20 protein-coding genes are annotated in these 24,163 nt (G+C 74.1%); 6 read left to right on the top strand and 14 right to left on the bottom strand.

Annotated elements, in window-relative coordinates; all coding sequences use genetic code 11:
* Positions 1–3: 3 nt before the first annotated feature.
* Both ACFY61_RS26865 and fabG read right to left on the bottom strand, forming a co-directional pair.
* The gene (locus ACFY61_RS26865) at positions 4–963 is read right to left on the bottom strand and encodes an aromatase/cyclase (RefSeq protein ID WP_389475954.1); all 960 of its coding nucleotides are present in this window, start codon (positions 961–963) and stop codon (positions 4–6) included.
* Between the two features lie 20 nt (positions 964–983).
* Positions 984–1,769 carry a 3-oxoacyl-ACP reductase FabG gene (gene fabG / locus ACFY61_RS26860; RefSeq protein WP_389475952.1) on the bottom strand — a complete coding sequence of 262 codons (786 nt, stop codon included), beginning with the start codon at positions 1,767–1,769 and terminating at the stop codon, positions 984–986.
* A gap of 286 nt (positions 1,770–2,055) precedes the next feature.
* Here fabG and ACFY61_RS26855 point away from each other — a divergent pair, with 286 nt between their 5' ends.
* From ACFY61_RS26855 to ACFY61_RS26840, 4 genes are all read left to right on the top strand, one after another.
* A complete protein-coding gene (locus tag ACFY61_RS26855) occupies positions 2,056–2,490 on the top strand; it encodes a SnoaL/DnrD family polyketide biosynthesis methyl ester cyclase (RefSeq protein WP_389475950.1) in 435 nt (144 codons plus the stop codon).
* A gap of 2 nt (positions 2,491–2,492) precedes the next feature.
* On the top strand, positions 2,493–3,332 hold the full coding sequence (locus tag ACFY61_RS26850) for an NAD(P)H-binding protein (protein WP_389475948.1): 840 nt from the start codon (positions 2,493–2,495) through the stop codon (positions 3,330–3,332).
* Between the two features lie 44 nt (positions 3,333–3,376).
* On the top strand, positions 3,377–4,246 hold the full coding sequence (locus ACFY61_RS26845) for an NmrA/HSCARG family protein (protein WP_389475946.1): 870 nt from the start codon (positions 3,377–3,379) through the stop codon (positions 4,244–4,246).
* Between the two features lie 285 nt (positions 4,247–4,531).
* Positions 4,532–6,229, top strand: coding sequence for a PDR/VanB family oxidoreductase (locus ACFY61_RS26840; protein WP_389475944.1), 1,698 nt, complete (start codon positions 4,532–4,534; stop codon positions 6,227–6,229).
* A 61-nt stretch (positions 6,230–6,290) separates the two neighbouring features.
* Here the strand turns inward: ACFY61_RS26840 and ACFY61_RS26835 are convergent, their stop codons facing one another.
* The 7 genes from ACFY61_RS26835 to ACFY61_RS26805 all read right to left on the bottom strand — a co-directional run bounded on the left by ACFY61_RS26835 (position 6,291) and on the right by ACFY61_RS26805 (position 15,702).
* A complete protein-coding gene (locus ACFY61_RS26835; protein ID WP_389475942.1) occupies positions 6,291–7,601 on the bottom strand; it encodes an SWIM zinc finger family protein in 1,311 nt (436 codons plus the stop codon).
* On the bottom strand, positions 7,598–10,528 hold the full coding sequence (locus tag ACFY61_RS26830; RefSeq protein WP_389475941.1) for a DEAD/DEAH box helicase: 2,931 nt from the start codon (positions 10,526–10,528) through the stop codon (positions 7,598–7,600). Before ACFY61_RS26830 ends, ACFY61_RS26835 begins: the two co-directional genes overlap by 4 nt.
* Before the next feature lie 31 nt (positions 10,529–10,559).
* Positions 10,560–11,651 (bottom strand): alpha/beta fold hydrolase, encoded by a 1,092-nt coding sequence (locus tag ACFY61_RS26825; protein ID WP_389475939.1) that lies wholly within the window; start codon positions 11,649–11,651, stop codon positions 10,560–10,562.
* A gap of 94 nt (positions 11,652–11,745) precedes the next feature.
* Positions 11,746–12,573, bottom strand: a complete 828-nt coding sequence (locus ACFY61_RS26820) for an ABC transporter permease (protein WP_389475937.1) — start codon at positions 12,571–12,573, stop codon at positions 11,746–11,748.
* Positions 12,570–13,604: an ATP-binding cassette domain-containing protein gene (locus ACFY61_RS26815; protein ID WP_389475935.1), complete on the bottom strand. Its 1,035-nt coding sequence runs from the start codon at positions 13,602–13,604 to the stop codon at positions 12,570–12,572. The genes ACFY61_RS26820 and ACFY61_RS26815 overlap by 4 nt, the downstream gene beginning before the upstream one ends.
* A gap of 30 nt (positions 13,605–13,634) precedes the next feature.
* Positions 13,635–14,672 carry an alpha-ketoacid dehydrogenase subunit beta gene (locus tag ACFY61_RS26810; protein ID WP_389475933.1) on the bottom strand — a complete coding sequence of 346 codons (1,038 nt, stop codon included), beginning with the start codon at positions 14,670–14,672 and terminating at the stop codon, positions 13,635–13,637.
* Between the two features lie 13 nt (positions 14,673–14,685).
* Positions 14,686–15,702, bottom strand: a complete 1,017-nt coding sequence (locus ACFY61_RS26805) for a thiamine pyrophosphate-dependent dehydrogenase E1 component subunit alpha (RefSeq protein WP_389475931.1) — start codon at positions 15,700–15,702, stop codon at positions 14,686–14,688.
* A gap of 536 nt (positions 15,703–16,238) precedes the next feature.
* Here ACFY61_RS26805 and ACFY61_RS26800 point away from each other — a divergent pair.
* Positions 16,239–17,336 carry a cytochrome P450 gene (locus tag ACFY61_RS26800; RefSeq protein ID WP_389475929.1) on the top strand — a complete coding sequence of 366 codons (1,098 nt, stop codon included), beginning with the start codon at positions 16,239–16,241 and terminating at the stop codon, positions 17,334–17,336.
* Between the two features lie 85 nt (positions 17,337–17,421).
* Here ACFY61_RS26800 and ACFY61_RS26795 read toward each other — a convergent pair whose 3' ends face one another.
* Genes ACFY61_RS26795 through ACFY61_RS26785 form a run of 3 tightly spaced genes read right to left on the bottom strand, consistent with a single transcriptional unit; the run spans position 17,422 to position 20,258 of the window.
* The gene (locus tag ACFY61_RS26795; protein WP_389475927.1) at positions 17,422–17,718 is read right to left on the bottom strand and encodes an antibiotic biosynthesis monooxygenase family protein; all 297 of its coding nucleotides are present in this window, start codon (positions 17,716–17,718) and stop codon (positions 17,422–17,424) included.
* 44 nt (positions 17,719–17,762) lie between these two features.
* The gene (locus ACFY61_RS26790; protein WP_389475925.1) at positions 17,763–18,731 is read right to left on the bottom strand and encodes a DMT family transporter; all 969 of its coding nucleotides are present in this window, start codon (positions 18,729–18,731) and stop codon (positions 17,763–17,765) included.
* A gap of 18 nt (positions 18,732–18,749) precedes the next feature.
* Positions 18,750–20,258, bottom strand: a complete 1,509-nt coding sequence (locus tag ACFY61_RS26785) for an MFS transporter (protein ID WP_389475923.1) — start codon at positions 20,256–20,258, stop codon at positions 18,750–18,752.
* Positions 20,259–20,443: 185 nt separating this feature from the next.
* Between ACFY61_RS26785 and ACFY61_RS26780 the strand changes: the two genes are divergently transcribed.
* Positions 20,444–21,223, top strand: a complete 780-nt coding sequence (locus ACFY61_RS26780) for an SDR family NAD(P)-dependent oxidoreductase (RefSeq protein WP_389475921.1) — start codon at positions 20,444–20,446, stop codon at positions 21,221–21,223.
* On the opposite strand, the gene ACFY61_RS26775 is transcribed toward ACFY61_RS26780, so the two are convergent.
* Complete coding sequence (locus ACFY61_RS26775) at positions 21,172–22,494, bottom strand: activator-dependent family glycosyltransferase (protein WP_389475919.1); 1,323 nt, start codon at positions 22,492–22,494, stop codon at positions 21,172–21,174. The genes ACFY61_RS26780 and ACFY61_RS26775 overlap by 52 nt on opposite strands.
* Entirely contained in the window at positions 22,491–24,149 is a 1,659-nt protein-coding gene (locus tag ACFY61_RS26770) for an FAD-binding oxidoreductase (RefSeq protein WP_389475917.1), read from the bottom strand. The genes ACFY61_RS26775 and ACFY61_RS26770 overlap by 4 nt, the downstream gene beginning before the upstream one ends.
* Positions 24,150–24,163: the final 14 nt, after the last annotated feature.

Here is a 24,163-nt window from a genome sequence, read left to right as displayed (position 1 = left end):
CGGTCAGGCCCTGGTGCCCGCCCTGGACTCGGCGTACGCCTTGGCGAGGTTGAGGGTGGCCGTGCTGTTGCGGCCGAGGGCCTCGCGGACGTAGCGGCGGCACTCCGCGACGCCGGCCTCGGGGCCGAGGACGCGGGTGATGTTCTCCTCGCGCAGCACCACGCTGTGCTGGGAGGTGGCGATGACCCCGCCGGCGTCCTCGGTGATCGTCCACTCGCCGGTGTGGGCGGCCATCAGCAGCGGGGTCGCCGTCTGCTTGTAGACGATGCGGTGCGCCGCGGGGAAGCAGACGCGGACGGACTCGGTGGTGTGCTTGTTGCCGTCGGCGGTGAGGGTGTCCATGGCCATCACCTGCACGCCCGGCTCCGGCTCGGTCAGGTCCAGCCGGGCCACGTGCGGGACGAGCTCCGGCCAGTCCTGCACCCGGTGCAGGAAGCCGTACACCTCCTCGGCGGGCCCGTCGACGCGGACCGAGTCCTCGAAGGACATCACCAGTTCGTCGAGCCGCTCCCAGTCCTCGGCGAGCCGCTGGAGGTTGCCCAGTTCGGCCCGGCTGTTGGTGTCGGTGGCGCGTTCGACCCAGGCGGCGTCGCCGGCGTCGTCGCCGATGACGGTGAACTCGTGGAGCAGGACCAGCCGGCAGGACGCCGCGCCGCGCGGCTCGACGATCCAGGTGCCGGACATAGACTCCACCGGGGCGGCGGACACCTCCTGCCGGAACTCGACGCGGCGGCTTCCCGGGTCCAGGGTGCGCCGCGAACGCCAGGACTTGACCTGGCCTTCGGCGGTCGCCCACATGTGCAGGCGTTCCCGGGAGCCGTCCGACTCCAGCTGCTCGACGTGGACGTTCGGCGGGAAGTACAGCGGCCACCGGGCCGCGTCGGCGATGAGGCCGTACACCACCCCGGCGGGGGCGGCGATGGTCACCTCGTGGGTGGTGCGGTGCACGCGCCCAGCGGACATCGTGGCTCCTTACGTCCGGATCAGAAGTTGCCGAGGCCGCCGCAGACGTTGAGCGCCTGGGAGGTGATGGAGGCGGCCGTGTCGGTGGTCAGGTAGCCGACCAGGCCGGCGACCTCCTCCGGGGTGGAGTAGCGGCCGAGCGGGATCTTCGCGGTGAACTTCTGCATGATCTGCTCTTCGGAGGTGTCGTACGCGGCCGCGTAGCCGGAGCGCACGCGCTGCGCCATCGGCGTCTCGACGTACCCGGGGCAGACGGCGTTCACGGTGATGCCGGTGGGGGCGAGCTCGTTGCCGAGGGCCTTGGTGAATCCGACGACGCCGTGCTTGGAGGCCGAGTAGGGGGCGCCGAGGACCACGCCCTGCTTTCCGGCGGTGGAGGCGATGTTGATGATGCGGCCGTGGCCGGCCGCGGCCATGCCGCCGTTCTTCAGGACCTCGCGGGTGATGCGGAAGACGCTGGTGAGGTTGGTGGTGATGACGTCGTCCCACAGCTCGTCGGTGAGGTCGGCGGTGGGGCCGCCGCCGCTGCGGCCGGCGTTGTTGACGAGGATGCCGATCGTGCCGAACGCCTCGACGGCGGCCGCGACGAGCGCCTTGACCGACTCGGGGTCGCGGACGTCGGCGGCGGTGCCGTCGACCTCCAGGCCCTCGGCGCGCAGCTCCTCGACGGTCTCCTTGACCTGCGCCTCGGTGCGGGCGCAGAGGAAGACCCGGTGGCCGCGGCGGGCGAGGTCGCGCACCACGGCCAGCCCGATCCCGCTGGTGCCGCCGGTGACCAGGGCCACCGTGTTGGTCGTTGTCGTCATCGGTCTACCTCCGTGAAGGGCATGGATGCGTCCGACCGTCTCCCGGCGCGCTCGACGGCCGCCCGAGCGGCACTTGAGGGCGGGCGCCGCGGCGCTCCGGCCGGGACCCGCCGGAGATCCGCTCGAAATCCGCTGAGCGGTCCGTCCAATTCCTTTCGGGAATTGTTCGACTTTCCCCGGCGGAGGCGTTTTCGGGCCTTTCCGGAGGTTGTCCGGACCACTTTTCCCGGACCAAGATTGCGCAAAGACCGGAGAGCTGGAGACCCATTTCCGTGGAGGGAATGCAATGAGCGTCCAGATAGACGCCGTGCGCCGGATGATCGAGGCGTACAACACCGGGAACACGGACGACGTGGCGGAGTACATCCACGCGGACTACCTGAACCCGGCTTCGTTGGAGCACATGGACCTGAAGGGCCCCGACGCCTTCGCGATGGCCGTCAAGTGGCTCCGGATGACGTTCTCCGAGGACGTCCGCCTGGAGACGGTGCAGCTGGAGGAGCGTGGTGACTGGGTGCGCGCCTACCTCGTCCTGTACGGCCGTCACGTGGGCGACCTCGTCGGCATGGCCGCGACCGGCCGGGTGTTCTCCGGTGAGCAGATCCACCTGATCCGCTTCGTCGACGGCAAGATCCGCGACCACCGCGACTGGCCGGACTACCAGGGCACCTACCGTCAGCTCGGCTCCCCGTGGCCCGAGGAGAAGGGCTGGAGGGACTGAGCATGTTCCTGATCACCGGAGCCACCGGCAAGGTCGGCCGCGAGGCCGTCGACCAGCTCCTCGCGCTGGGCCACCCGGTTCGGGCGCTGAGCCGCAAGCCCGAGGAGGCGAACCTGCCGGAGGGCGTGGAGGTGGTCGCGGGCAGCCCCGCCGACGCCGACTCGCTCGCGACGGCCTTCGACGGGGTCACCGCGGCCCTGGTGGTGCTCTCGGGCGACGTCGGCGGTGAGGCGGCGAACGTGGCGGCCGCCGCCCGCGCGGCCGGCACCTCGCGGATCGTGCTGCTGTCCTCCGCCGGTATCGAGCACCCGCTGCCGCACGGCATCTCGGAGGAGCACCGGGCCGCCGAGGTGGCGATCGAGGAGTCCGGCGTGCCGTGGACCTTCCTGCGTCCGGGCCCGTTCCACGCCAACACCTCGTGGTGGATCCGCACGGTCCGCGAGAACAGCTCGGTGCGGTGCTGGATCGGCAACAACCCTGGTGCGCCGATCGACGAGTACGACATCGCCTCGGTCGCGGTGGTCGCGCTCACCCAGGACGGCCACCTCGGCAGGTCGTACCTGCTCACCGGTCCGGAGACGCTGACCTCCGAGGAGCAGGCGGGGATCCTGGGCGAGGTGCTGGGGCGGGAGCTGGAGTTCTCGGTGGCGCCGCCGGAGGAGGTCGTGGACGTGTTCGCCGGGATCACCGGGGACCGGCCGGCCGCCGAGACCAACGTGGCGGCCCTGCACAGCCCCGAGGTGCCGTGGGCGAAGCCCACCTCGGTGGTGCGCGACCTGACCGGGCGCGAGCCGCGCCCGTACCGCCGGTGGGCCGAGGAGAACGCGGCCCTGTTCGGCTGAGCAGCCGGAAGACCGGAAGACCAATCCGAAGGGGAAAGTCAGAGATGAGCAGGATCCTGGTGACCGGCGCGACCGGTCTGCAGGGCGGGGCGGTGGCCCGCGAGCTGGTCCGCCGCGGCCGGTCGGTGGCGGCGCTGGTACGGGACCCTGAGTCGGAGCGGGCGCGTGCGCTGGCCGGCCTGGGCGTGGAGCTGGTCCGCGGCGACCTCGACGACGAGGCGTCGCTGCGTCCGGCGCTGGAGGGCTTCCACGGCCTCTTCTCGGTGCAGAACTTCATGACCCCGGGCGGGCTGGGGGCCGAGGTGCGGCAGGGCCGGGCGCTGGCCCGGGCCGCCAAGGCGGCGGGAATCGGCCACGTCGTGTACTCCTCGGTGGGCGGCGCGGAGCGGGAGAGCGGGGTTCCGCACTTCGACTCGAAGCGGGGCATCGAGCGGTACCTGGAGAGCAAGGGCGTGCCGCTGACGGTGCTGCGTCCGACGTTCTTCATGGACAACTTCGCGGCCCACGGGCCGGAGCTGGTGGACGGCACGCTGGTGGTGCGGCTGGCGCTGAAGCCGGACACCCGGGTGCAGTTCATCGCTGTCGACGACATCGGCTACTTCGCCGCCGAGGCCTTCGACCGGCCGGACGAGTACGTGGGCCGCGCGGTGGAGATCGCCGGTGACGCGCTGACCGCGACCGAGGTCGCGGAGGCGTTCGCGGCCCGCTCGGGCCTGCCGGCCCGGTTCGAGGAACTTCCGCTGGATGCGGTGGCGAACAACCCGTACATCCCCAACGCCCCCGAGATCGCCCTGATGTTCGAGTGGTTCCAGTACCACGGGTACCAGGCCGACATCGAGGCGCTGCGGGAGCGGCACCCGGGCCTGCAGTCCTTCGCGACGTTCCTGAAGGGCGTCGAGGTCCCGACGGCCTGACGGCGTCCGGGAGCAGGGCAGGGACAGGCCGACGAGGCCGGAAACCGCAGGGTCGGTTTCCGGCCTCGCCGGCGTTCGCGCGAGCAAAACTCCAGCGGCGGTCGCAACGGTTGGAAGGCCGTCCGCCCACCGGCCTCCGCCAGGCCGGGAAGGTGCGCGGTGCCTCCACCCCCATGTGCTCCCCGCCGCCGCGCCCACCGGCACGGCGGCGTCCGGGTGGCACGGGAGGCAGCGACAGCGACAAGCGCAGGGAATGCACGAAAGCAAGACGAAAGCGAGGCCGCCTTGGCAAGCCCGACTCTGCACCGGTCCTTATCCACCCCCGACAAGCCGCAGGAAGCGACCATCAAGGAGGAGCCGCGGCCCAGAACCCGGGACAGAAGGCAGCGGAAGGAATTCCGCCTCGGCGCCAAGGGGCGGAAGCTCACCCTGGCCCTCCACATCACGTCGTCGCTCGGCTGGATGGGCCTGTCGATGTCGATGGCCACGCTCGCGCTCATCGGCTACTTCACCTCGGACCCGGGCGTCGCCGAGGGCGCGTACTACGCGATGTACGTCTTCGACGAGAGCACCGTCTCGCTGGTCAGCCTGGTCTGCGGGGTCACCGGCGTTCTGCTGGCGTGCGGCACCCCTTGGGGGCTGCTGCGGCACTGGTGGCTGCTGGTGAAGTGGGTGCTGTCCCTGGGCGTGGCGGTGTTCGCCTGGGTCTACACCCATCCGCTGGTGCTGACCGCCGCCGAGAAGGCGGCCGCCGCCGAGGGCGGGGTCTACCGCCCGGGGCCGGAGGGCACCCTGCTGGCCTGGACCGTGCCGCCGGTCTTCGGCGTGCTGGTGTTCCTGGGCATCGTCTCGGTCTACAAGCCGTGGGGGCGGACCCGCCGCGGCCTGCGGTACGCGCGGAACCGCGGCGGTTCCGCTTCCGGTTCGGCTCCGGCCGCTGCTCCGGCCGCTGCTTCGGCCGCAGGCCCGGCCGCCGGTTCGGCCGGCTACGCCGAGGGCATCGCTCCGGCCCTGCGGGCCGGTACCGGCCCGGCCCGCACGGCTGACGTCCCGGTGACGGTCGAGGCCGCCGACCGGCTGGCCGAAGGCGTCGTGGGCCTTCGGCTGGCCCCGGCCTCCGGGGCCGCCACCGAACCCTGGCGGGCGGGTGCGCACATCGACCTCGTCCTGCCCTCGGGCAAGGTGCGGCAGTACTCCCTGCACGGCGACCCCGCGGACGGGTCGGCGTACCAGGTGGCGGTGTTGCGGGACCCGGACGGCCGGGGCGGCTCGGTCGAGGTGCACGGCCTGTCCGTGGGCGACCGGATCGCCGTGCGCGGGCCGCGCAACCACTTCCCGCTGGCCGACGCCCCCGCCTACCTGTTCGTCGCGGGCGGCATCGGGATCGTCCCGTTCCTGCCCATGATCGACGAGGCCGAGCGCCGGGGCGTCCCCTGGCGGCTGCTGTACGTGGGCCGCAGCCGCGCCTCCATGGCGTTCCTGCCACGGCTGGAGCGGTACGGCGCGGAGCGGGTCTCCGTGTACGCCCGGGACCTGACGGGCCGCCCCGACCTCGCCGCGCACCTCTCGGCCGGTCCGGCCGGCACGGCGGTGTACTGCTGCGGGCCGGACGGGCTGATGCGGGCGGTGGAGGAACTGATGGACACCGCCTGCCCCGGGGGAACCCTCCACCTGGAGCGGTTCGCGGCCACGGCGGACACCGCCGCGGGTGAGGACCTGCCGTTCGAGGTGGAACTGGCCGCCACCGGCGCGGTGGTGACCGTCGGCGCCGGGCAGTCGGCGCTGGACGCCCTCCGGCAGGAGGCGCCCGGCCTGGCCGCTTCCTGCGAGGACGGCCTGTGCGGCAGCTGCGAGCTGCGCGTGCTGCGGGGCACCCCCGACCACCGGGACCACGTGCTCTCCCCCGCCGAGCGCGGGCGGACCGACGTGATGTACCCGTGCGTCTCGCGGGCGCACGGGGACCGGCTGGTGGTCGACCTGTAGGCCCGCCCGCCGCCCGCCGGGCCTGCCGCCCCCGCAGCACGGGGACGGCGGGCCCGGCGGCTCAGGCGTCGAGGAGTTCGGCGAGGGCCTCGGCCGGGTCGGCGTGGGGCGCGGCGGCCGGCCACCACAGGCCGTCCTCCTGCCGGTACGGGTACCAGCGGCCGTCGCGGCCGTAGCGCAGCTGGAGGCCGCGGCCGGCCAGCGTCCACTGGTTGTCCCGCACCTCCAGCTCGGGCAGTTCGTTCTGCTCCCAGCCCGCGGTGAGCGCGGTGCGGGCCCGGGCGGTGTCCCGCTGCGGCGGCGTCCAGGCCTCCTCCAGTACGTCCAGTCCGGCGCTGCCGCCCAGCCGCCAGGCCTCGGCCGCCCGGTCCAGCAGCTCCGGGCTGCCGCAGGCCTCCCGGAGGCGGGCCAGGACCCGCTGGTCGGGGCGGGTCGCGGCGATCCGCACGCAGTCCCGCCACAGGTCGAGGGGGGCGGGCGCCTCGGCGGTGAACCCGTGGGCGTAGGCGAGGAGTTCACGGGCGCGTACGGCCGCGTCGGTGACCAGCTGTTCCAGCGGGTCGGCACCGGCCGCGGACGGGTCCTTGCGGGTGGGCGGTCCGGGCAGCGGCGGCAGCTCCGGCAGGGGTGCGGGCCTTCGGCCGAACAGCTCCCCGGCCGGTGTGCCGTCCGGGAGCGGCGCCGCGGAGGCCGTTGCGGCCTCCGCGTCCCCGCCCTCGTACGCGTCGCCGTCCTCGCCGTCCTCGTCGCCCTCGCCGTCCTCGCCGTCCTCGTCCCCGAAGCCGACGATGGCCTGCATCAGCAGGACGGACCGGAGTTCGTCCCTGGCCTCTTCGGGGCCGCGGCCGCGCAGCAGGAGCAGCAGCAGCGGGTCCTCGTCGAGCAGCCAGGACGCCTGGTAGCAGAGCGCGGCGGCGTGCTTGCAGGGGTGGTCGAAGGAGTCGCAGTCGCAGTCCGCCTCCAGGTCGCCGTAGCCGGGCAGCAGCCTCACCCGGGCGTCCTCGGCGGCTTCCAGCAGGTCGGGCGGGAGTTCGCCGGCGAGCAGCTCGTCGGCGACCGCCGACCGCTCGGCGGTCTTCTCCCAGAGCGACTCCCACTCCTCGGCGTCGAGTTGCTCCAGGGTGAGCACCGTCTCGAACGGGGTGTCGTCCTCGTAGCCGGCGGTGGCGATGCGCCCGGGGCTGACCGTGATCGGTCCGAGCCGGCCCGTGCGCGCGTAGGCGCGGCCCTTCTTCAGCGCCTCCTCGTCCAGGGAGGTGTCCTCCAGGGCGTCGGCCCACGCCTTGCCCCACCAGGACTGTCCGCGTGCCCGGCCGCCCCGGCGCGCGGCGAAGGCGGGGAAGCCCCGCGCGCCCGTGTCGTCCCCGCTCATCCCGCACTCCTCAGCTCGACCAGGTTGGCCAGCTCGTCGTTGGTCAGCTCCGTCAGTGCCTGCTCCCCGGATCCGAGCACGGCGTCCGCCAGGCCCTTCTTCGCTTCGAGGAGGGCGGCGATGCGGTCCTCGACCGTGCCTTCGGCGATCATCCGGTGCACCTGGACGGTGCGCGTCTGCCCGATGCGGTAGGCGCGGTCGGTGGCCTGGGCCTCCACGGCCGGGTTCCACCAGCGGTCGTAGTGGACGACGTGGTCGGCGCGGGTGAGGTTGAGTCCGGTGCCGGCGGCCTTGAGGGAGAGCAGGAAGACGGGCACCTCCCCGTCCTGGAACTGCCGGACCATCTCCTCGCGGCGGGGCACCGGGGTGCCGCCGTGCAGCAGCAGCGTGGGCACTCCGCGCTCGCGGAGGTGCGCCTCCAGCAGGCGGGCCATGGTGACGTACTGGGTGAAGACCAGGGCCGCCCCGTCCTCGGAGACGATGGTGTCCAGCAGCTCGTCGAGCAGTTCCAGCTTGCCGGAACGGCCGGCCAGGCGGGTGCCCTGCTCCTCCTTGAGGAACTGCGCGGGGTGGTTGCAGATCTGCTTCAGGCCGGTGAGGAGCTTGAGCACCAGGCCGCTGCGGGCGATGCCCTGGGTGGCCTTGATCTGCGCCATGACCTCGCGGACCTGGGTCTCGTACAGGGTGCGCTGTTCGGGGGTGAGGGCGACCGGGCGGTCCGTCTCCTGCTTGGGCGGGAGTTCCGGGGCGACGCCGGGGTCGGACTTCTTGCGGCGGAGCAGGAAGGGCCGGACGAGTTCGGCCAGCCGCTGGGCGGTGGGGCCGTACTCGCCCTCCTCGCCGGGCGGGGGCCCGAACTCGGCGCGTTCGGCGCGTTCGGCTTCGATGGCGGCGATCCAGCGGCTGCGGAAGTGGCCGTGGCCGCCGAGGAGTCCGGGGGTGGTCCAGTCGAGGACGGCCCAGAGTTCGGAGAGGTTGTTCTCGACGGGGGTGCCGGTGAGGGCGATCTTGGCGTCGGCGGGGATGAGCCGGAGGGCCTTGGCGGTGCTGGAGTGCGGATTCTTGACGTGCTGGGCCTCGTCGGCGACGACCGTGCTCCAGCGGTGCGCGCCGAGCCGCTCGGCGTCCAGGCGCATGGTGCCGTAGGTGGTGAGGACGAAGCCGGAGTCGGCGCCGTCGAGGGTGCGGCCGGGGCCGTGGTAGCGGCGGACGGGTGTGCCGGGGGCGAACCTGCCGACCTCGCGCTGCCAGTTGCCGAGCAGGGATGCGGGGCACACGACCAGGGTGGGGCCGGCGGTGTCCGGGTGCTCCTGGCGCCGCAGGTGCAGGGAGATCAGCTGGACGGTCTTGCCGAGGCCCATGTCGTCGGCGAGGCAGCCGCCGAGGCCGAGCGAGGTCATGCGGTCCAGCCAGCGCAGGCCGCGCAGCTGGTAGTCGCGCAGGGTGGCGGCGAGCGCGGCGGGCTGTTCGACGGTCTCGGTGCCGCCGTCGGGGTCGGCCAGGCGGCGGCGCAGGGCGAGCAGCCAGGCGCTGGGGGCCACCCGTACCTGTTTGCCGGAGATCTCGGTGTGGCCGGTGAGGGCGACGGCGAGCGCCTCGATGGCGGTGAGCGGCTTGAGGTCGCGTTCGCGGGCCTTGCGTGCGATGTCGGCGCCGATGAGGACCCAGCGTCCGCGCAGCAGGGCCAGGGGTTGGTCGGCGGCGGCGAGCCGGGCCGTCTCCTCCTCGGTGAGCGGGTCACCGTCGAGGTCGAGCTGCCAGCGCAGGTCGACGGTGCCGTCGCCGCCGAGGAAGGAGCGCATGTCGGCGGGCGGGGTGCGTTCACCGCCGACGACGGCGCGGGCGGTGAGGGAGCGGGCGGCGTCCTCGGGCCAGAGGACCTCGACGCCGTGGGCGGCGAGCCGGCCGGCGGTGTCGCCGAGGAGGTCCTGGACCTCGCGGTCGGTGAGTTCGAGGGCGGAGGGTACGGGCAGGAGGCGGGACAGCGGCTGCCAGACGTCGGCGGCCCGGCGTACGGCGAGGACGGTGTCGGCCTGGGCGCGCGGCCCGAACCCGGCGGCTTCGACGGCGGCGAACAGTTCGTCGGCGTCGGCGACGAGGGTGGGGTCGGCGAGGCTGGACACCTGGGGCACCAGGCGCAGGGCGGGTGCCTCGCCTTCGCCGGCGGGGGCGACCAGGTCCAGGCGCAGGGCCAGGCGTACGCCGGAGTCGAGGCCGGCGGAGATCTCCTCGGCCCACGCGCGCAGCTGGGGGACGTACTGGGGTTCGACGGCGGCGAAGGCGGGGCGGCCGGCCGCTGCGGGGGCGGCGGCGGTACGCGGCAGGGTGTCGGCGACCGCGTCGACGAAGGAGCGGAGCAGGGTGGCGGCGTCGGGCAGCAGGAGGGGGCCGCCGTCGGGGACGGGCAGCGGGGTGGCGAGGGCCTCGGCGGGGGCGGCGGCGGCCAGTTCGCGGATGCGCCGGACGTCCTCGGGGTCGAGGGGGCCGGCGCGCCAGGCGTCGTGTCCGGTGGCGGAGACACCGGGGAGGAGGCGTTCGCGGGCGGCGATGTGCAGGCCGAGGGCGGTGGCGGCGCCCCAGAACGCGGCGGACGGGCTGGGGGTGGTGGCGGGCCCGGTGCCGGTGTCGTCGCCGCTGCCGGTGGCCGTGCCGGTGTGCAGGCGGCGGGCCAGGGTGAGGGCGGGCAGGGACTCGGCGACGGTCAGCCGCAGCACGGGGCTGCGGCTGACCGTGGGGATGCCGTCGGGGGCGGAGACCAGGTCGGCCTCGCCGGGCTCGCCGAAGGGGACTTCGGCGGCGAGGCGGGGGCCGGCCTGACCCTCGGGATGCCGGAACACGAGACGTCCGGTGCGTGCGGGGTCGCCCGGTTCGAAGACGACCTCGCACTGCGCCAGCAGGCCCGCCTGCTCACGCGTCATCCACACCATCTGGTCCCGCCCCCCTGGTTCGGCTGTCCGGTCAACGTCCGCCGTCTACGCGGCGCTTTGCCCAGTCCTGTGCGTAGGCGTACCACATGGGTGCCGTGCGGTGCATGTTGAGGACGTGCCCGGTGGCCGGAACGGCCAGGGCCTCGAGCCGGGCTTGAGCGCCGTACAAGGGTGCGGCGGATTCCCTGAGGGCGGCCGAGCTGGAGCAGTCGGCGCCCTGGCCGCCGCAGATCAGCTTGTCGTCCTGGCCGACGACGACGAGGACGGGGACGCGGATCCGCTGGTTGAGCGAGATGTCGCCGTACGCGGGGTCGGCGGGGTAGACGTCCGGTTCGGTGGTGAGTTCGTCGCGCAGCAGGACGTACGGCTCGGTGGTCCGGTGGTCGTAGAACCACTTGGCCTTGCCCCCGGTGCGCAGGGCGAGGTAGCCCTCGTCGAGGCCGCGGCGGGCCAGCAGGGGGTGCTGCGCGGCGGGCACGTACATGCGGCCCATCTCCTCGAACGCCGCCATGTTGGGCGGGGCTCCCTCACCGGTGAGGACGAGTCCGTCGACGGCGTCGGGGTGCTTGACGGCGACCATGCGGGCCACGGTCGCGCCGAAGGAGTGGCCGACGAGGACGACCTTGCGGTAGCCGCGGTCGCGGAGCTCGCGGATGAGCCGGAGGGTCACCAGCTCGTGGGTGGAGTCGGTGAAGCGGGAGCTGTGGGGGGCGGAGCTGTCTCCGGTGCCGAGCCGGTCGAAGGCCAGCGCGGCGTGCCCGGCCTGGGCGGCGGCCTCGGCGTACGAGGGGCCGCCGGTGCGGCCGCGCACGGTCCAGTAGTCGCGGTCGTAGGTGCCGCCGTGCAGCAGGAGCTGGGCGGTGGTGGCGCGCTTGCCGCGGGGGGTGCAGAGGGTGCCGGCGATCCGCTGGTCGGCGGGGGCGCCCTCGGCGAGGGGCGCCTTCACGGTGAGCGGGGCGCAGTTCACCCTGGCCGGTCCGCCCGCGTGGACGGCGGAGGCGGCGGGGGTGGTGGTGGCGCCGGGGTGTTCCGGGGTGGTGGAGGCGGCCGCGGGGCTGTGTAACAGGGGCAGCAGGAGCGCCGCCACGGCGGCTGCCACCAGGGCGCGGGGGCCGAGGGCCATGGGGGGTTCCCTCCAGGGAGGTCGGTGCGGGCGTACGGGTGTGCGGGTACGCGGAAGGGGCCGGCCGGTGGTGTCCGGCCGGCCCGTCGTCACGTCAGCTCGTCAGGTTGCGGAACCGGTTGACGGCCAGCGGGAAGAAGATCGCGAAGAGCACGATGGGCCACACTACGGCCATCAGGGTGGCGTTCTGCGCGATCCAGGAGTCGCCGCCCCAGCCGGGGTTCCCGAACAGCTCGCGGGTGGCCGCGACCGTGGACGACAGCGGGTTCCACTCGGCGATGGTGCCGAGCCAGCCCGGCATGGTGGCCGGCGCGACGAACGCGCTGGTCAGGAAGCCGATGGGGAATTCGAGGGTCTGCACCATGGTGATGCCCTCCGGGCCCTTCATGAGGAGCCCGAGGTAGATGCCCACCCAGGTGAGGGCGAAGCGCAGCAGCAGGAGCAGGCCGACCGCGAACACGGTCTCGCCGACGGTGCCGTGGGCGTCCCATCCGACCAGGAGGCCGACGACGAACAGGACGACGAGGCCGAGCACCGAGTTGAGCATGTCGGTGAGGCAGCGGCCGACGAGGACGGCCGAGGGCGCCATCGGCATGGACCGGAAGCGGGAGGTGACGCCGCGGTTCTTGTCGGCGGCGACGGCCGCGACGGTCTCGCCCATGCCGAAGACCATGGTCATGACGAACATGCCGGGCATGAGGAACTCGCGGTAGTTGCCGCCGCCCGGGACCTGCATCGCGCCACCGAAGAAGTAGCCGAACATCAGGACCATCATCACGGGGAAGAGCATTCCGCTGATGACGGAGCCGGGTTCGCGGGTCCAGTGGGTCAGTCCGCGCAGGGTGACGGTCCAGCCGTCGGCGAGCGCCCAGCGCAGCCGCGACAGCGGGCTGGTGGGGAGCTCCGGGATGGTGATGCTCATGCCTTCACGGCCTCCGACTTCGACTTCGACTTCGACTGGGACGCCTGCTCGGCGTCGGCCTCGGCCTGGGCCTTGGCCTGGGCGGACCGGTCCGTCCCGGTGAGGTGGAGGAACACCTCGTCGAGGGTGGGCCGGCGCAGGGCGATGTCCTCGGCGGCGACGCCCTCGGCGTCCAGGGCGCGGACGATCTCCGCGAGGGCGGTGGCGCGGTCGCGGACCTGGACGCTGACCTGCCGGGTGTCCTCGGCGGTGACGGGCTCGGACTCGCCGATCCGGGCGACGGCGGCGGCGGCGCGCTGCAGTTCGTCGGCGCGGCGCACCACGAACTCGATCCGGTCGCCGCCGATGCGGGCCTTGAGCTGCTCGGGGGTGCCCTCGGCGATGACCTTGCCGGTGTCGATCACGGAGATGCTGTCGGCGAGCTGGTCGGCCTCCTCCAGGTACTGCGTGGTGAGCAGCACGGTGGTGCCGCCGCCGACGAGTTCGCGGACGGCGTCCCAGACCTCGTTGCGGCTGCGCGGGTCGAGGCCGGTGGTCGGCTCGTCGAGGAACAGCACCGGCGGGGCCAGCACCATGCTCGCCGCCAGGTCGAGGCGGCGGCGCATGCCGCCCGAGTAGTCCTTCACCGGCTTGTTGCCGGTGCCGTCGAGGCGGAACCGCTCCAGCAGCTCGTCCGCGCGGCGGCGGGCGACGGCCGGCGGCAGGTGGTAGAGCCTGCCGAACATGACGAGGTTCTGGCGGCCGCTGAGGACCTCGTCGACGGCGGCGTGCTGGCCCACGAGTCCGATGCGGTAGCGGACCTGGGCGGCCTGCCGGGCGACGTCGAAGCCCGCGACCTCGGCGCGGCCCTCGTCGGAGGTCAGCAGGGTGGACAGGATGCCGACGGTGGTGGTCTTGCCGGCGCCGTTGGGCCCGAGGAGGCCGCACACGGTTCCCTGCGGCACGACGAGGTCGAGCCCGTCGAGCACCTGGGCCTTGCCATAGCTCTTGCGGAGCCCCTCGGCGACCACGGCCGACTTGCTCGATTCCACGTCTGTTCCTTTCGGTCGGATGAGTCCGGATCAGTACGGTCCGATGAAGCCGGCGTCGACCCCGGTCAGCGCGGGCACGGCCGTCCCGCTGCCGCCCACCAGGTCCAGACAGGCCTCGGCGATCTTGGCGGCGCTCGGGTGGAACGCCTCCTCCAGCGGCCACGACACCGGCGCGGGGCAGTCCGGCGGGGTGATCCGGCGGACCGGGGCGCGGAGTTCGCCCGGGATCCGCTCGGCGATCACCGCGGCCACCTCGGCGGAGAAGCCGTAGCGGGCCCAGCTGGTGTCGGCGACGACGACGCGGCCGGTGCGGGCGACGGACTCGCAGATGACGTCCTCGTCCAGCGGCCGGATGCTGCGCACGTCGACGACCTCGACGCTGACGCCCTGCTCGGCGAGCAGGTCGGCGGCGCGTTCGGCCTCGTGGACCATGAGGGAGGCGGCCACCACGGTCACGTCGGTGCCGTGGCGGGCGATGCGGCCCACGCCGAAGGGGACGGGCACGAGTTCCTCGGGGACCTCGCCCTGCACCGGGTAGAGCGAGCGGTTCTCCATGAGCACCACGGGGGTGTCCGACTGCAGGGCGGACGCCAGCAGGCCCTTGGCGTCGGCCGGGGAGGCCGGCGCGGCGACGTACAGGCCGGGGAAGTGGCCGAACGTGGCGTGCAGGCTCTGCGAGTGGGTGGCGCCCTGGCCCCAGCCGCGGCCAACGACGCCGCGCATGACGACGGGGACGCCGCCCTTGTCGCCGTACATGTAGCGCCACTTGGAGGCCAGGTTGATCATGGCGTCCATGGCCAGGAACATGAAGTCGGCCCGGGTGTGCACCACCAGGGGGCGCATGCCCTGGTCGGCGGCGCCGATGCAGATGCCGGCGACGGCGTTCTCGCTGTTGGGCGTGTCGATCACCCGCGCGGCGCCGAAGCGTTCGAATGCGGGGCGGGTGGTGCCGTAGGAGCCCTTGTGGTCGTCGACGTTCTGCCCGGCGATGATGATGCGCGGGTCGGCCTCCATGGCCTGGAGGGTGCCCTCGGCGATGGCCTGCCAGTACGTGAGCGTGCGTGTCATCGTGGTACTCCTGTCAGCTCGCGCCGGCCGGGCGCCCGTAGGCCCCGTCGGTCAGCCGGGCCACGGCGGGGAACGGCGCGGCCTTGGCGGCGGTGACCGCGAGCCGGGTCTCGTCGCGGAACTCCTCGTCCCAGCGGGCGAGTCGCTCCTCGATGTCGGGTACGTCGGCGAGCAGCGCCGCGGTGCTGCGGCGGACCGGGCAGCGCACCAGCCAGTCCTCGACCTCGGCCTCGGGGCGGTCGATCCCGGTGTCGTAGCCGGGGCCGACGTGCTCGCGCCAGCGGTAGGTGTCCAGCTCCAGGACGTAGGGTCCCTGGCCGGACCGGCAGTGGGCGGTGGCCCGCAGGGTCGCCTCGTGGACGGCGAGGACGTCGTTGCCGTCGACGCGCTCGGCGGCGACGCCGTACGCGCGGGACCGCTCGGTGATACCGGTGGTCGCCGAGTTCTCCGGCTGGCGGGCGGCCAGCGGCGAGGAGATCGAGTAGGCGTTGTTCTCGCAGACGAAGACGACGGGGACGCGGTGGACCGCGGCGAAGTTCAGGGACTCGTGGAAGACGCCCTCCTCGGAGGCGCCGTCCCCGAAGAAGGTGACCACGACCTGCGAGGAGCCCTGCATGGCCAGGCCCCACGCGGCACCGGTCGCCACTGAGATCATCTCGCCGAGGATGGCGGCGGAGCCGGCGAAGCCGACGGCCCGGTCGGTGAGGTGGACGGAGCCGCCGCGCCCGTTGGAGCAGCCGGTCTCCTTGCCGTAGAGCTCGGCGACCATGCCGTCGAGGTCCCCGCCCTTGGCGAGGTAGGCGGCGTGGCTGCGGTGCCCGGTGTAGACCAGGTCGTCGGCGCGCAGCGCGGCGCAGACGCCGACGGCGGCGGCCTCCTGGCCGATGGAGAAGTGGACCGGGGTCCGCATCTGCTGTTCGTCACGGTAGAGGTCCGCGAGCTCCTCCTCGACGCAGCGGATGCGCACCATGTCGCGGAGCAGCGCGGCCGGATCCGCCACCGGGTCTTCCGGTGTGTTGGGGTTCGGCACGACCGACGTCACCTCCGGGATCGACTACACAACCGAGTCGTGATCGTCCCCCCGTCCGATCGAGCCCGTCTGGAGCCCAGCAGGAGCGCCCCCACACCCCGGCCGCCGCCGGGCGAATCCAGCCCCGCCGGCGATTGAGGCGCGGGGTGTGGGGCAGCGCCCCACGAGCCCGGGCGGAGCCGTGGCCGGGCCCGCTCAAACGCCGCCCGGGCTCGAGGTGCCCCACCGGCACTTGGCCGCGGGGCGGAGCCCCGCCCGCCGCTCCGGCCCCGCCGCGCCAATCCAGCCCCGCCGGCGATTGAGGCGCGGGGTGTGGGGCAGCGCCCCACGAGCCCGGGCGGAGCCGTGGCCGGGCCCGCTCAAACGCCGCTCGGGCTCGAGGTGCCCCACCGGCACTTGGCCGCGGGGCGGTGCCCCGCGTTGCCCGGGCGGGGCCGTGGCCGGGCCGGGTGCGGGGCTCGACCGGGGCTCTGTTCGGGGCGCCTAGCCTGCGCCGTGCCCGCGGCGCGGACGCGCCCGCGGAGGAGGGAGCCGTAATGGTCGTGGCGGAGAAGGAGCTGGGCCGCCGGCTCCAGCTCGTGCAGGGGATCCACTGGTTGTACGGGGCGCAGGGCGACCCGTACGCCGCGCTGCTGCGCGGTCACCCCGGGACGGACCCGCGGGAGGCGTACGCCCGCAACCGGGAGGCGGGGCCGCTGTGGCAGAGCCGCCTGGGTACGTGGGTGGCGGCCCGGTACGCGGCCGCCGCCGAACTGACGGCGGTCGCGCCGGCGCCCATGGCGGCGCCGCAGCCGCAGGTGGCCGTGGCCTGGGACGAGGGGCTGCCCGGTCCCGCGGACGGAGCCGGCGCAGACCGGGTGCGGGCGCTGGCCGGCCGGGCCTGCGAGCGGGTCCTGGCGGGGCTGGGCGCCGAAGTGGACCTGGTCGCCGAGGTCGCCGCCCGGATCCCGGTGGAGGTGCTCGCGGACCTGCACGGGCTGGCCGGCGCGGACCGCGGCCGGCTCGCCGACGCCTGCGCGGCGGCGGCCGGGGCGCTCGACGCCGCGCTGGCGCCGCCGTCGTACGCGGACGCCGCCCGGCTGGCGGAGGCGGTCTCCGTCCTGCGCGGGCTGCTCGGCGACCGGGCCGTGGTGCGGGCGGTGGTGGAGGTCGTCGCCGCCCGGGAGCTCGTCGCCGGGGCGCTGCACGCGGCGCTCGTCGTGCCGGGGCAGTGGGAGCTGCTCGTGGAGGGCGGGCCGGAGCGGGCTGCCGCCGTGGTGGCGGAGACGCTGCGGTTCGATCCGCCGGTGAAGGTGCACGTGTTCACCGCGGCGGCGGACACCGCCGCGGCCGGGGCGTCGGTCGCGGCCGGGGAGCAGGTGGCCGTGCTGGTCGGTGCGGCCAACCGTGACCCGGAGGTGTTCGACCGGCCCGACGTGTTCGACCCGGAGCGGGTGTCGGCGGCGGGCGGCCCGCGGCCGCTGGTCCCGGCGCCGTACGGGGTGGAGCTGGAGCCGTTCGCGGGGACGGTCGCCGCGACGGTGGTGGCGGCGCTCGCCGCGGCCCGTCCGGGGCTGCGCGCGGCCGGTTCCGCGGTGCGGGCCGGGCGGGCTCCGGTGACGGGTGGTCTGCTGGCGGTGCCGGCCGCGGGGTAGCGGCGGCCGGCGGAACGCGTGAGGGCCCCCTCCGGTGAGGAGGGGGCCCTCGTGCGTGCCGCGGGTGTCAGGGCCCGCGGCGGTGTCAGGTGGTCGCGGTGCGCTCGTACAGCGGGGTGTACAGGTTCGGGTCGCTGGTCGCGAGCGCCTGGAGGGCCGCGCGGTGGGCGGCGAACTCCGGGTGCCGCACGGCGTTGAGGAAGGACTCCTCGTCCTCCCATTCGGCCAGGTTGGCGTAGGCGGTGGGGTCCTCGTGGTGCCGCATCAGGCGGTGGCGGACGAATCCCGGCTGGGCGGTGAAGAAGTGGGAGCTCTCGTCGAAGGCCCGCTCGAACTCCTCGGCCGGTCCGTGGACCGTGAAGCGGTTGATGAAGGTGATCAAGGTGTGGTGGTCCTTCCTTCGGTACGGGGAGCTGCCGGACGGGGTCAGCGGGCGGCGGTGGTGGACCGGGCCGCCCGGTGCGCGGGACGGTCGGCGGCCGGGGCGGCCTTCGTTCCGCGCTGCGGTATCCGGGCGAGCACCACACCGGCGAGGATGATCGCCATGCCGGCTATCTCGCGGCCGGTGAGCTGGTAGTTCTCCATCACGACCATGCCCAGGGTGAGCACCACGGGCACGACGTACAGCACGCTGGAGGCCTTGGCGGCGCCTTCGTCGCGGATCAGCCAGGCGAAGCACATGTACACCAGGCCGGTGTTGAGGACGCCGAGGACGAGGAGCGCGCCGATGACGGCCGCGGAGAACTGGGGGGCGCGGTCGAAGCCGCCGTTGGGCAGGTTGATCGCGGCCCAGCCGACGCCGATGACGGCCTGGGAGGTGGCGAGCACCAGCGGGTGCATGTCCTGGCCGCCGTCCTCGGTGGCCGGCTTCATCAGCTTCTCCATGAGCAGCATGGACCAGCCGTAGGCGAGGGCCGCGACGGCGTTGACGGCCGCGGCGGCGGAGAGCCACTGGGCGCCCGCGTTCCAGGGCGCGTACAGGACGAGGACGCCGGCGAAGCCGACGAGCAGGCCCGCCACCAGGGTGGCCGGGATGCGGCCGGTGCGGCGGCGCACCAGGTAGAGGGCGACCACGCACAGCGGCACGCTGGCGTTGAACACCGAGACCATGCCCGCGTCGGCGCCGAGGGCGTCGTCGACGAGCTCGACCAGCAGCACCGGCAGGGCGTTGGCGAGGAACGCGATGAGCACCAGCTGCCCCCAGACGGCGGGGCGGCGGGGCAGCCGGGCGCTGCTGAACAGCAGCACGCCGAGCATGGCGACGGCGCCGACGAGGATGCGGAAGAAGCTGAACTGGGCGGAGTTCAGACCCTGGAAGACGATCTTGATCCAGAAGTAGCTGATGCCCCACATCAGGCCGACGACACCGAAGCGCGCCATTGGACCGAACCGCACGACTTTTTCTCCTGTCTGTTAAGAGTCCGAGGTGCGCGCGGCGGCGGCACCGGAGGGTCGGATGAACAAGGCGGCGATGAAGGCGGCCGCGGCGAAGCCGGCGCCGGCGAGGAAGCTGGCCGTCATGCTCTCCATGAACACGTGACCCATGGCGGCCTCGGGCGGGGCCCCGGCCGGGACGGTCTGCTCGGCGGCGCGGCCGGCGTTGGTGCCGACCGTCACGAGGATGGCCAGGCCCAGCGAGGCGCCGACCGTCTGCAGCGCGTTGTGGACGCTGGAGGCGGCGCCGGCCTCGTCGGTGTGCAGCCCGGAGGTGGCGAGGATGGTCGGCGGGACGACGCAGAAGGCCATGCCGGTGCCGAACAGCAGCAGGGCCGGCAGGACGCTGCCCGCGTAGCCGAAGTCGGGGGTCAGCCGGGACAGCCAGACGTTCGAGGAGATCAGCAGCACTGCGCCGGCGAGCATCAGGTTGCGGGGGCCGATACGCCGTTCCAGCCAGACGGCCGCGCCGGACATGAGGATCATCGCGGCGGCGACCGGGGTGAGGGCGACGGCCGAGCCGAGCGGGGTGTAGCCGGCGAACTGCTGGAAGAACTGGACGAGGAAGAAGCCGGTGCCGATCAGGGCGCCCTGCACGGCGAAGGTGCCGGCGTAGGCCCCGGTCCGGTTGCGGTCGGCGAACAGGCGCAGGACGACGATGGGCTGCTGGGCGCGGCGTTCGATGGCGAGGAAGACGAGCAGCAGCACCAGGCCGGCGGCGGCCGGGCCGGCGACGGTCGCGTCGGTCCAGGGGTGTTCGGCGGCCCGGGTCAGGCCGAAGACCAGGGAGACGGCGCCCAGGGTGGACACCAGGGCGCCGGCGAGGTCGAACCGGCCGCGGGTGGGCCGGGTCTCCTCGACGACGAGGGGGGCGAGCAGCAGGATCAGCAGGCCGAGCGGCACGTTCAGCAGCAGCACCCAGCGCCAGGAGCCGACCGAGGAGAACACGCCCGCGAGGAGCAGTCCGCCGGCGGTGCTGGCGGCGCCGACCGCGGTGTAGACGGCGATCGCCCGCTTACGGGGGCGGCCTTCGCCGAACATGCTGAGCAGCAGGGCCAGGGCGCTGGGCGCGGCGAGGGCGGAGCCGACGCCCTGGAGGGCGCGTACGGCGATCAGGAGGTCGCCGGAGTCGACCGCGGCGCGCAGGGCCGCGGCGACGGTGAAGAGGGCGACGCCGGTGAGGAACACCTTGCGGCGGCCCAGCAGGTCGCCCATCCGGCCGCCGAGCAGCAGGAGTCCGCCGAAGGCCAGCAGGTAGGCGGTGATGACCCAGCCGAGGTCGACGGGGGTGAGGGCGAGGCCCTGGGCCATGCCGGGCAGGGCGATCTGCACCATCGACTCGTCGAGGAGGATCATGGCGTTGCAGCCGGCCAGCAGTCCGAGGGCGACGCCCGCCCGTACCGCCCCTCGCGTGGGAGCCGCCGGTGCCGGCCGGGCCTCGGCCGGCGCCGGCCCGGGCGCCGGAAGTTCGGACGTGTGCACGGACATGCCTTGCCTCCTGGGTGTTCGACAGGGGACCGCCCGGATCGGCGGAGCGTGGAGCGGGCCGGGGTCGCGACTCCCCGGGGGGCCGGGCGCGCGGGGGAACGGTCCGGCCGATGCTTTTCGGCCTGGACACCGTCCCAACGGGCGCTAGAGCCGCCTTCGAGTACCGGTGGCTAGCGTCCGCGACCATGACGCAATCGACGCATTCCCCCATCGGCGGCGCGGACCGGAGGACGGTGGTCGTCACCGGCGGCGGCACGGGCATCGGGCGGGCGACCGCGCGGGCCTTCGCCGCCGAGGGTGCCGACGTCCTGGTCGTGGGCCGCACCGCCTCGACCCTCGCCGCCACGGCCGCCGGCCACGCCGGCATCAGGACCCTGACGGCCGACATCACGGCGCCGGACGCCGCGGAACGCGTCGTCGCCGCGGCGGCGGGTCCGTCCGGCCGGATCGACGTGCTGGTGCACAACGCCGCCGCCGTGCTGCCCGAGCCGGCCGGCTCGCTCACCCGCGCGTGCGTACTCGACCAGGTGGAGACCAACCTGCTGGCACCGCTGTTCCTGACGCAGGCGGCGCTGCCCGCCCTGGAGGCCGCCCGCGGCACCGTCGTGTGCGTGGGCACCGCGGCGGTGCTGGGCCGGCGGGCGTTCCCCGGCATGTCCGTGTACGGGGCGACGAAGGTGGCCCTGGACTTCCTGGTGCGCACCTGGGCGGTGGAGCTCGCGCCGCGCGGGATCCGCGCGGTGGGTGTCGCCCCGGGCGAGACCGACACGGGGATCGGGGAGCGGATGGGCTGGAGTGCCGAGGACATCGCCCGCTACCAGGCGGAGGCCGCCGCGCGCACGCCCTCGGGCCGGGTCGGCCGTCCCGAGGACGTGGCGTGGTGGGTGCTGCGGATGTGCCGGCCGGAGGCGGGTTACGCCAACGGCGCGGTGGTGGCGGTCGACGGAGCGGCCTCGGTGGTCTGACGCGCCGAGGCCGTCATCCGCTCCAGGACCGGCACGACGTCGTTGGGCGACGGCTCGGCGAGGATCTCGTCGCGGACCTTCGCCGCCGCCTCGGTGAACGAGGGCTCCTCCAGCAGCCGCAGGACCGCGGTGCGCAGCCCGTCCACGGTGAGCTCGTGGGCGGGCAGGCACAGCCCGTAGCCCAGTTCCTCCACGCGGCGGGCCTTGGCGACGGTGTCCCAGCCGTACGGCAGCACGATCTGCGGCACGCCGTGGAGTTCGGCCGTGGAGCGGGTGCCGATGCCGCCGTGGTGGACGACGGCCGAGCAGGTCGGCAGCAGGTCGTTGAGCGGGACGAAGTCCACCAGGCGGGCGTTGCCGGGGACGGTGCCGAGGTCCTCGCGGGCCTGCGCGCCGAGCGTGGCGACGATCTCCGCGTCCACGTCGGCGAGGGCGTCGAGGACCGCGCCGAAGGAGAACGAGGCGTGGTCGATCTCCCCGGACACGCCCAGGGTCAGGCAGACCCGGCGCCGCCCGGCGGGCGCGCGCAGCCAGTCGGGCACCACGGAGGCGCCGTTGTGCGGGACGTACCGCACGCCGACGGTGGGCACGCCGAGGTCGAACCGGGAGCTGGGCGGGGTGACGTCCACGGTCCACTGGCCGGTGACCATCGTCTCGTCGAAGCCGAGGCCGGGCGCGTAGCGGTCCATCACCCGGCCCAGCCACTCCGCGGTGGGGTCCTGGGCGGTCCCGGCCGGGAGCTGCGCGTTCAGCCGGAGGAACTCCTGCCGGGCCCGGACGGTGATGTCCATGCCGTGCAGCAGGCGGGCGTGGGCGGCTCCCACGGCGCGGGCGACGACCGGCCCGGCGAAGGTGTGCTGTTCCCAGACGACCAGGTCGGGGCGCCAGTGCCGGGCGTAGGCGACGAGGTCGTCGAGCATCGGGTCGTTGCTGACGGAGGCGTACAGCGCGGGTACCGCGACGGCTTCCAGGGCGAGCAGGGACTCGTGGGTCCACTGGGAGCGGTCCTCGCCGGTGAAGTCGAAGCCCTGGACGAGGCCGGAGCCCTCGCCGAGGATCTGGCCGAGGAGTTCGGGGGCGTACGGGTCGTTGAAGTACCAGTCGGTGACGCCGACCGGTACGGCGGTCAGGCCGGCCGCGGTGATCTGGTCGGTCAGGTCGGGGTGGCTGGCCACCCGCACCTCGTGGCCGGCGGTCCGCAGCGCGGACGCCAGCGGGACCATCGAGAAGTAGTGGGTGTTGTGCGGGAACGAGACGAACAGCACCTTCATCGGACGTTCTCCGCCCTGACGGACAGCGCGTGGCTGAAGACGTCGCGGGGGTCGTAGGCCGCCTTGACGCGCTGGAGGCGCGGGTAGGCGTCCTTGTAGTAGAGGCGGTGCCAGGGCACGCCGGAGGTGTTCCACCGCGGGTCGGCCATGTCGATGTCGGGGTAGTTGACGTAGCAGCCGTCGGTGTCGCGGCCGGGGACGGGGACGCCGCCGGTGGCGCCGAACACGTCGCGGTAGAGCCGGCGCAGCCAGTCGACGGCCGCCGCGTCCGCGTCGGGGTCCTGCCAGGTGTTCATGTACAGCGCCTTCAGGACCGAGTCGCGGTGCGAGGAGGCGGTGGCGTGGCCGGGGACGGTGTTGATGCGGCCGCCGTAGGACTGGAAGGACACCGAGGCGGAGTCGTGCCGGTTCCCGGTGCTGTTGAGGTACGTGTAGAGGACGTCGGCCTGGGCGTCGCCGTGGCCGCGCCGCAGGTACGCCGACTTGATCTTGTGGCGGCCGGTGTCGCCGTCCTGGGCGGCGGCCAGGTACTCGGTCGCGGTGAGCCAGGGCTGGCTGGTGATCTCGGAGATCTGCGGGGAGCCGCCGACGCCTTCGGTGAGGGTGCGCAGGAAGTCCGCGAGGAGGCGCTCGGCGTCGGGCCGGGTGCCGTCCATGTGGGCGAAGCCGATGGCCGCCGCGCCCGGGTCGCCGGTCTCGGGGCGCCCGTAGAGGACGAGTCCGCCGAACAGGCCGGCGTACGGGGAGTCGGCGCCGCTGTTCTGCTCGTGCCACTGGCCGTGGTTGCGGATCAGGCGGCGGAACGAGGCGCGGTCCATGCCCTCGCGGGGGAAGTAGACGCTGCCGGCCAGGACGTTGCCGGGCGGGCGGGGCAGCAGCCGGGACGGGTCGGTGCAGTGGCGGGAGGCGTCCGGGGAGCGGAACCAGTAGCGGGTGACGACGCCGAAGTTGCCGCCGCCGCCACCGGTGTGGGCCCACCACAGGTCGCGGTGGGGGTCGTGGCGCTCGCGGGTCGCGATGACCGCCCGGGCCCGGCCGGCGGCGTCGACCACGACGACTTCGACGGCGTACAGGTGGTCGGCGGCCAGGCCGAAGGCGCGGGAGAGGGCGCCGTAGCCGCCGCCGGTGACGTGGCCGCCCATGCCGACGGTGGCGCTGGCGCCGCCGGGCAGGGTCACGCCCCAGCCGTAGTAGAGCCTCTTGTAGACGTCCATCAGCTGGGCGCCGGCCTCGACCATGAAGGCGCGGCGGCGGGCGTCGAAGGTGACGGCGTTCATCCCGCCGAGGTCGAGGACGAGGCGGACCGCCGGGTCGCCGACGACGTTCTCGTAGCAGTGGCCGCCGCTGCGGACGGCGATCCTCTTGCCCTCGCGGACGGCGTCGCCGACGGCCCGCACGACCTCCTCGGTGGTGGTGGCGAGGCGGAAGGCGTCCGGGCGGGCGGTGAACCGCTTGTTGCTGCCGCGCGTCGACAGGGCCGCGTAGCGCGGGTCCTCGGGGGTGACGAGGGTCCCACCGCCCCCGGGCGTGGGGGTGGTTCCGGGGGCGGGGGTGTCCTGGGCGTGGGCGGGGACGATGCCGGCGGCGGCGAGCCCGACGGCGGCGCCCGCCGTGAGCGTGCCGGCGACGAAGCTCCGGCGGCTGGGAACGGTCATCGTTCACCTTTCTC

The organism is Streptomyces sp. NPDC012888 (assembly GCF_042900645.1).
Classification (GTDB): Bacteria; Actinomycetota; Actinomycetes; order Streptomycetales; family Streptomycetaceae; genus Streptomyces.
Note: the sequence above shows the minus strand (reverse complement) of the source record. Positions and strands in the feature narration are given on the sequence as shown.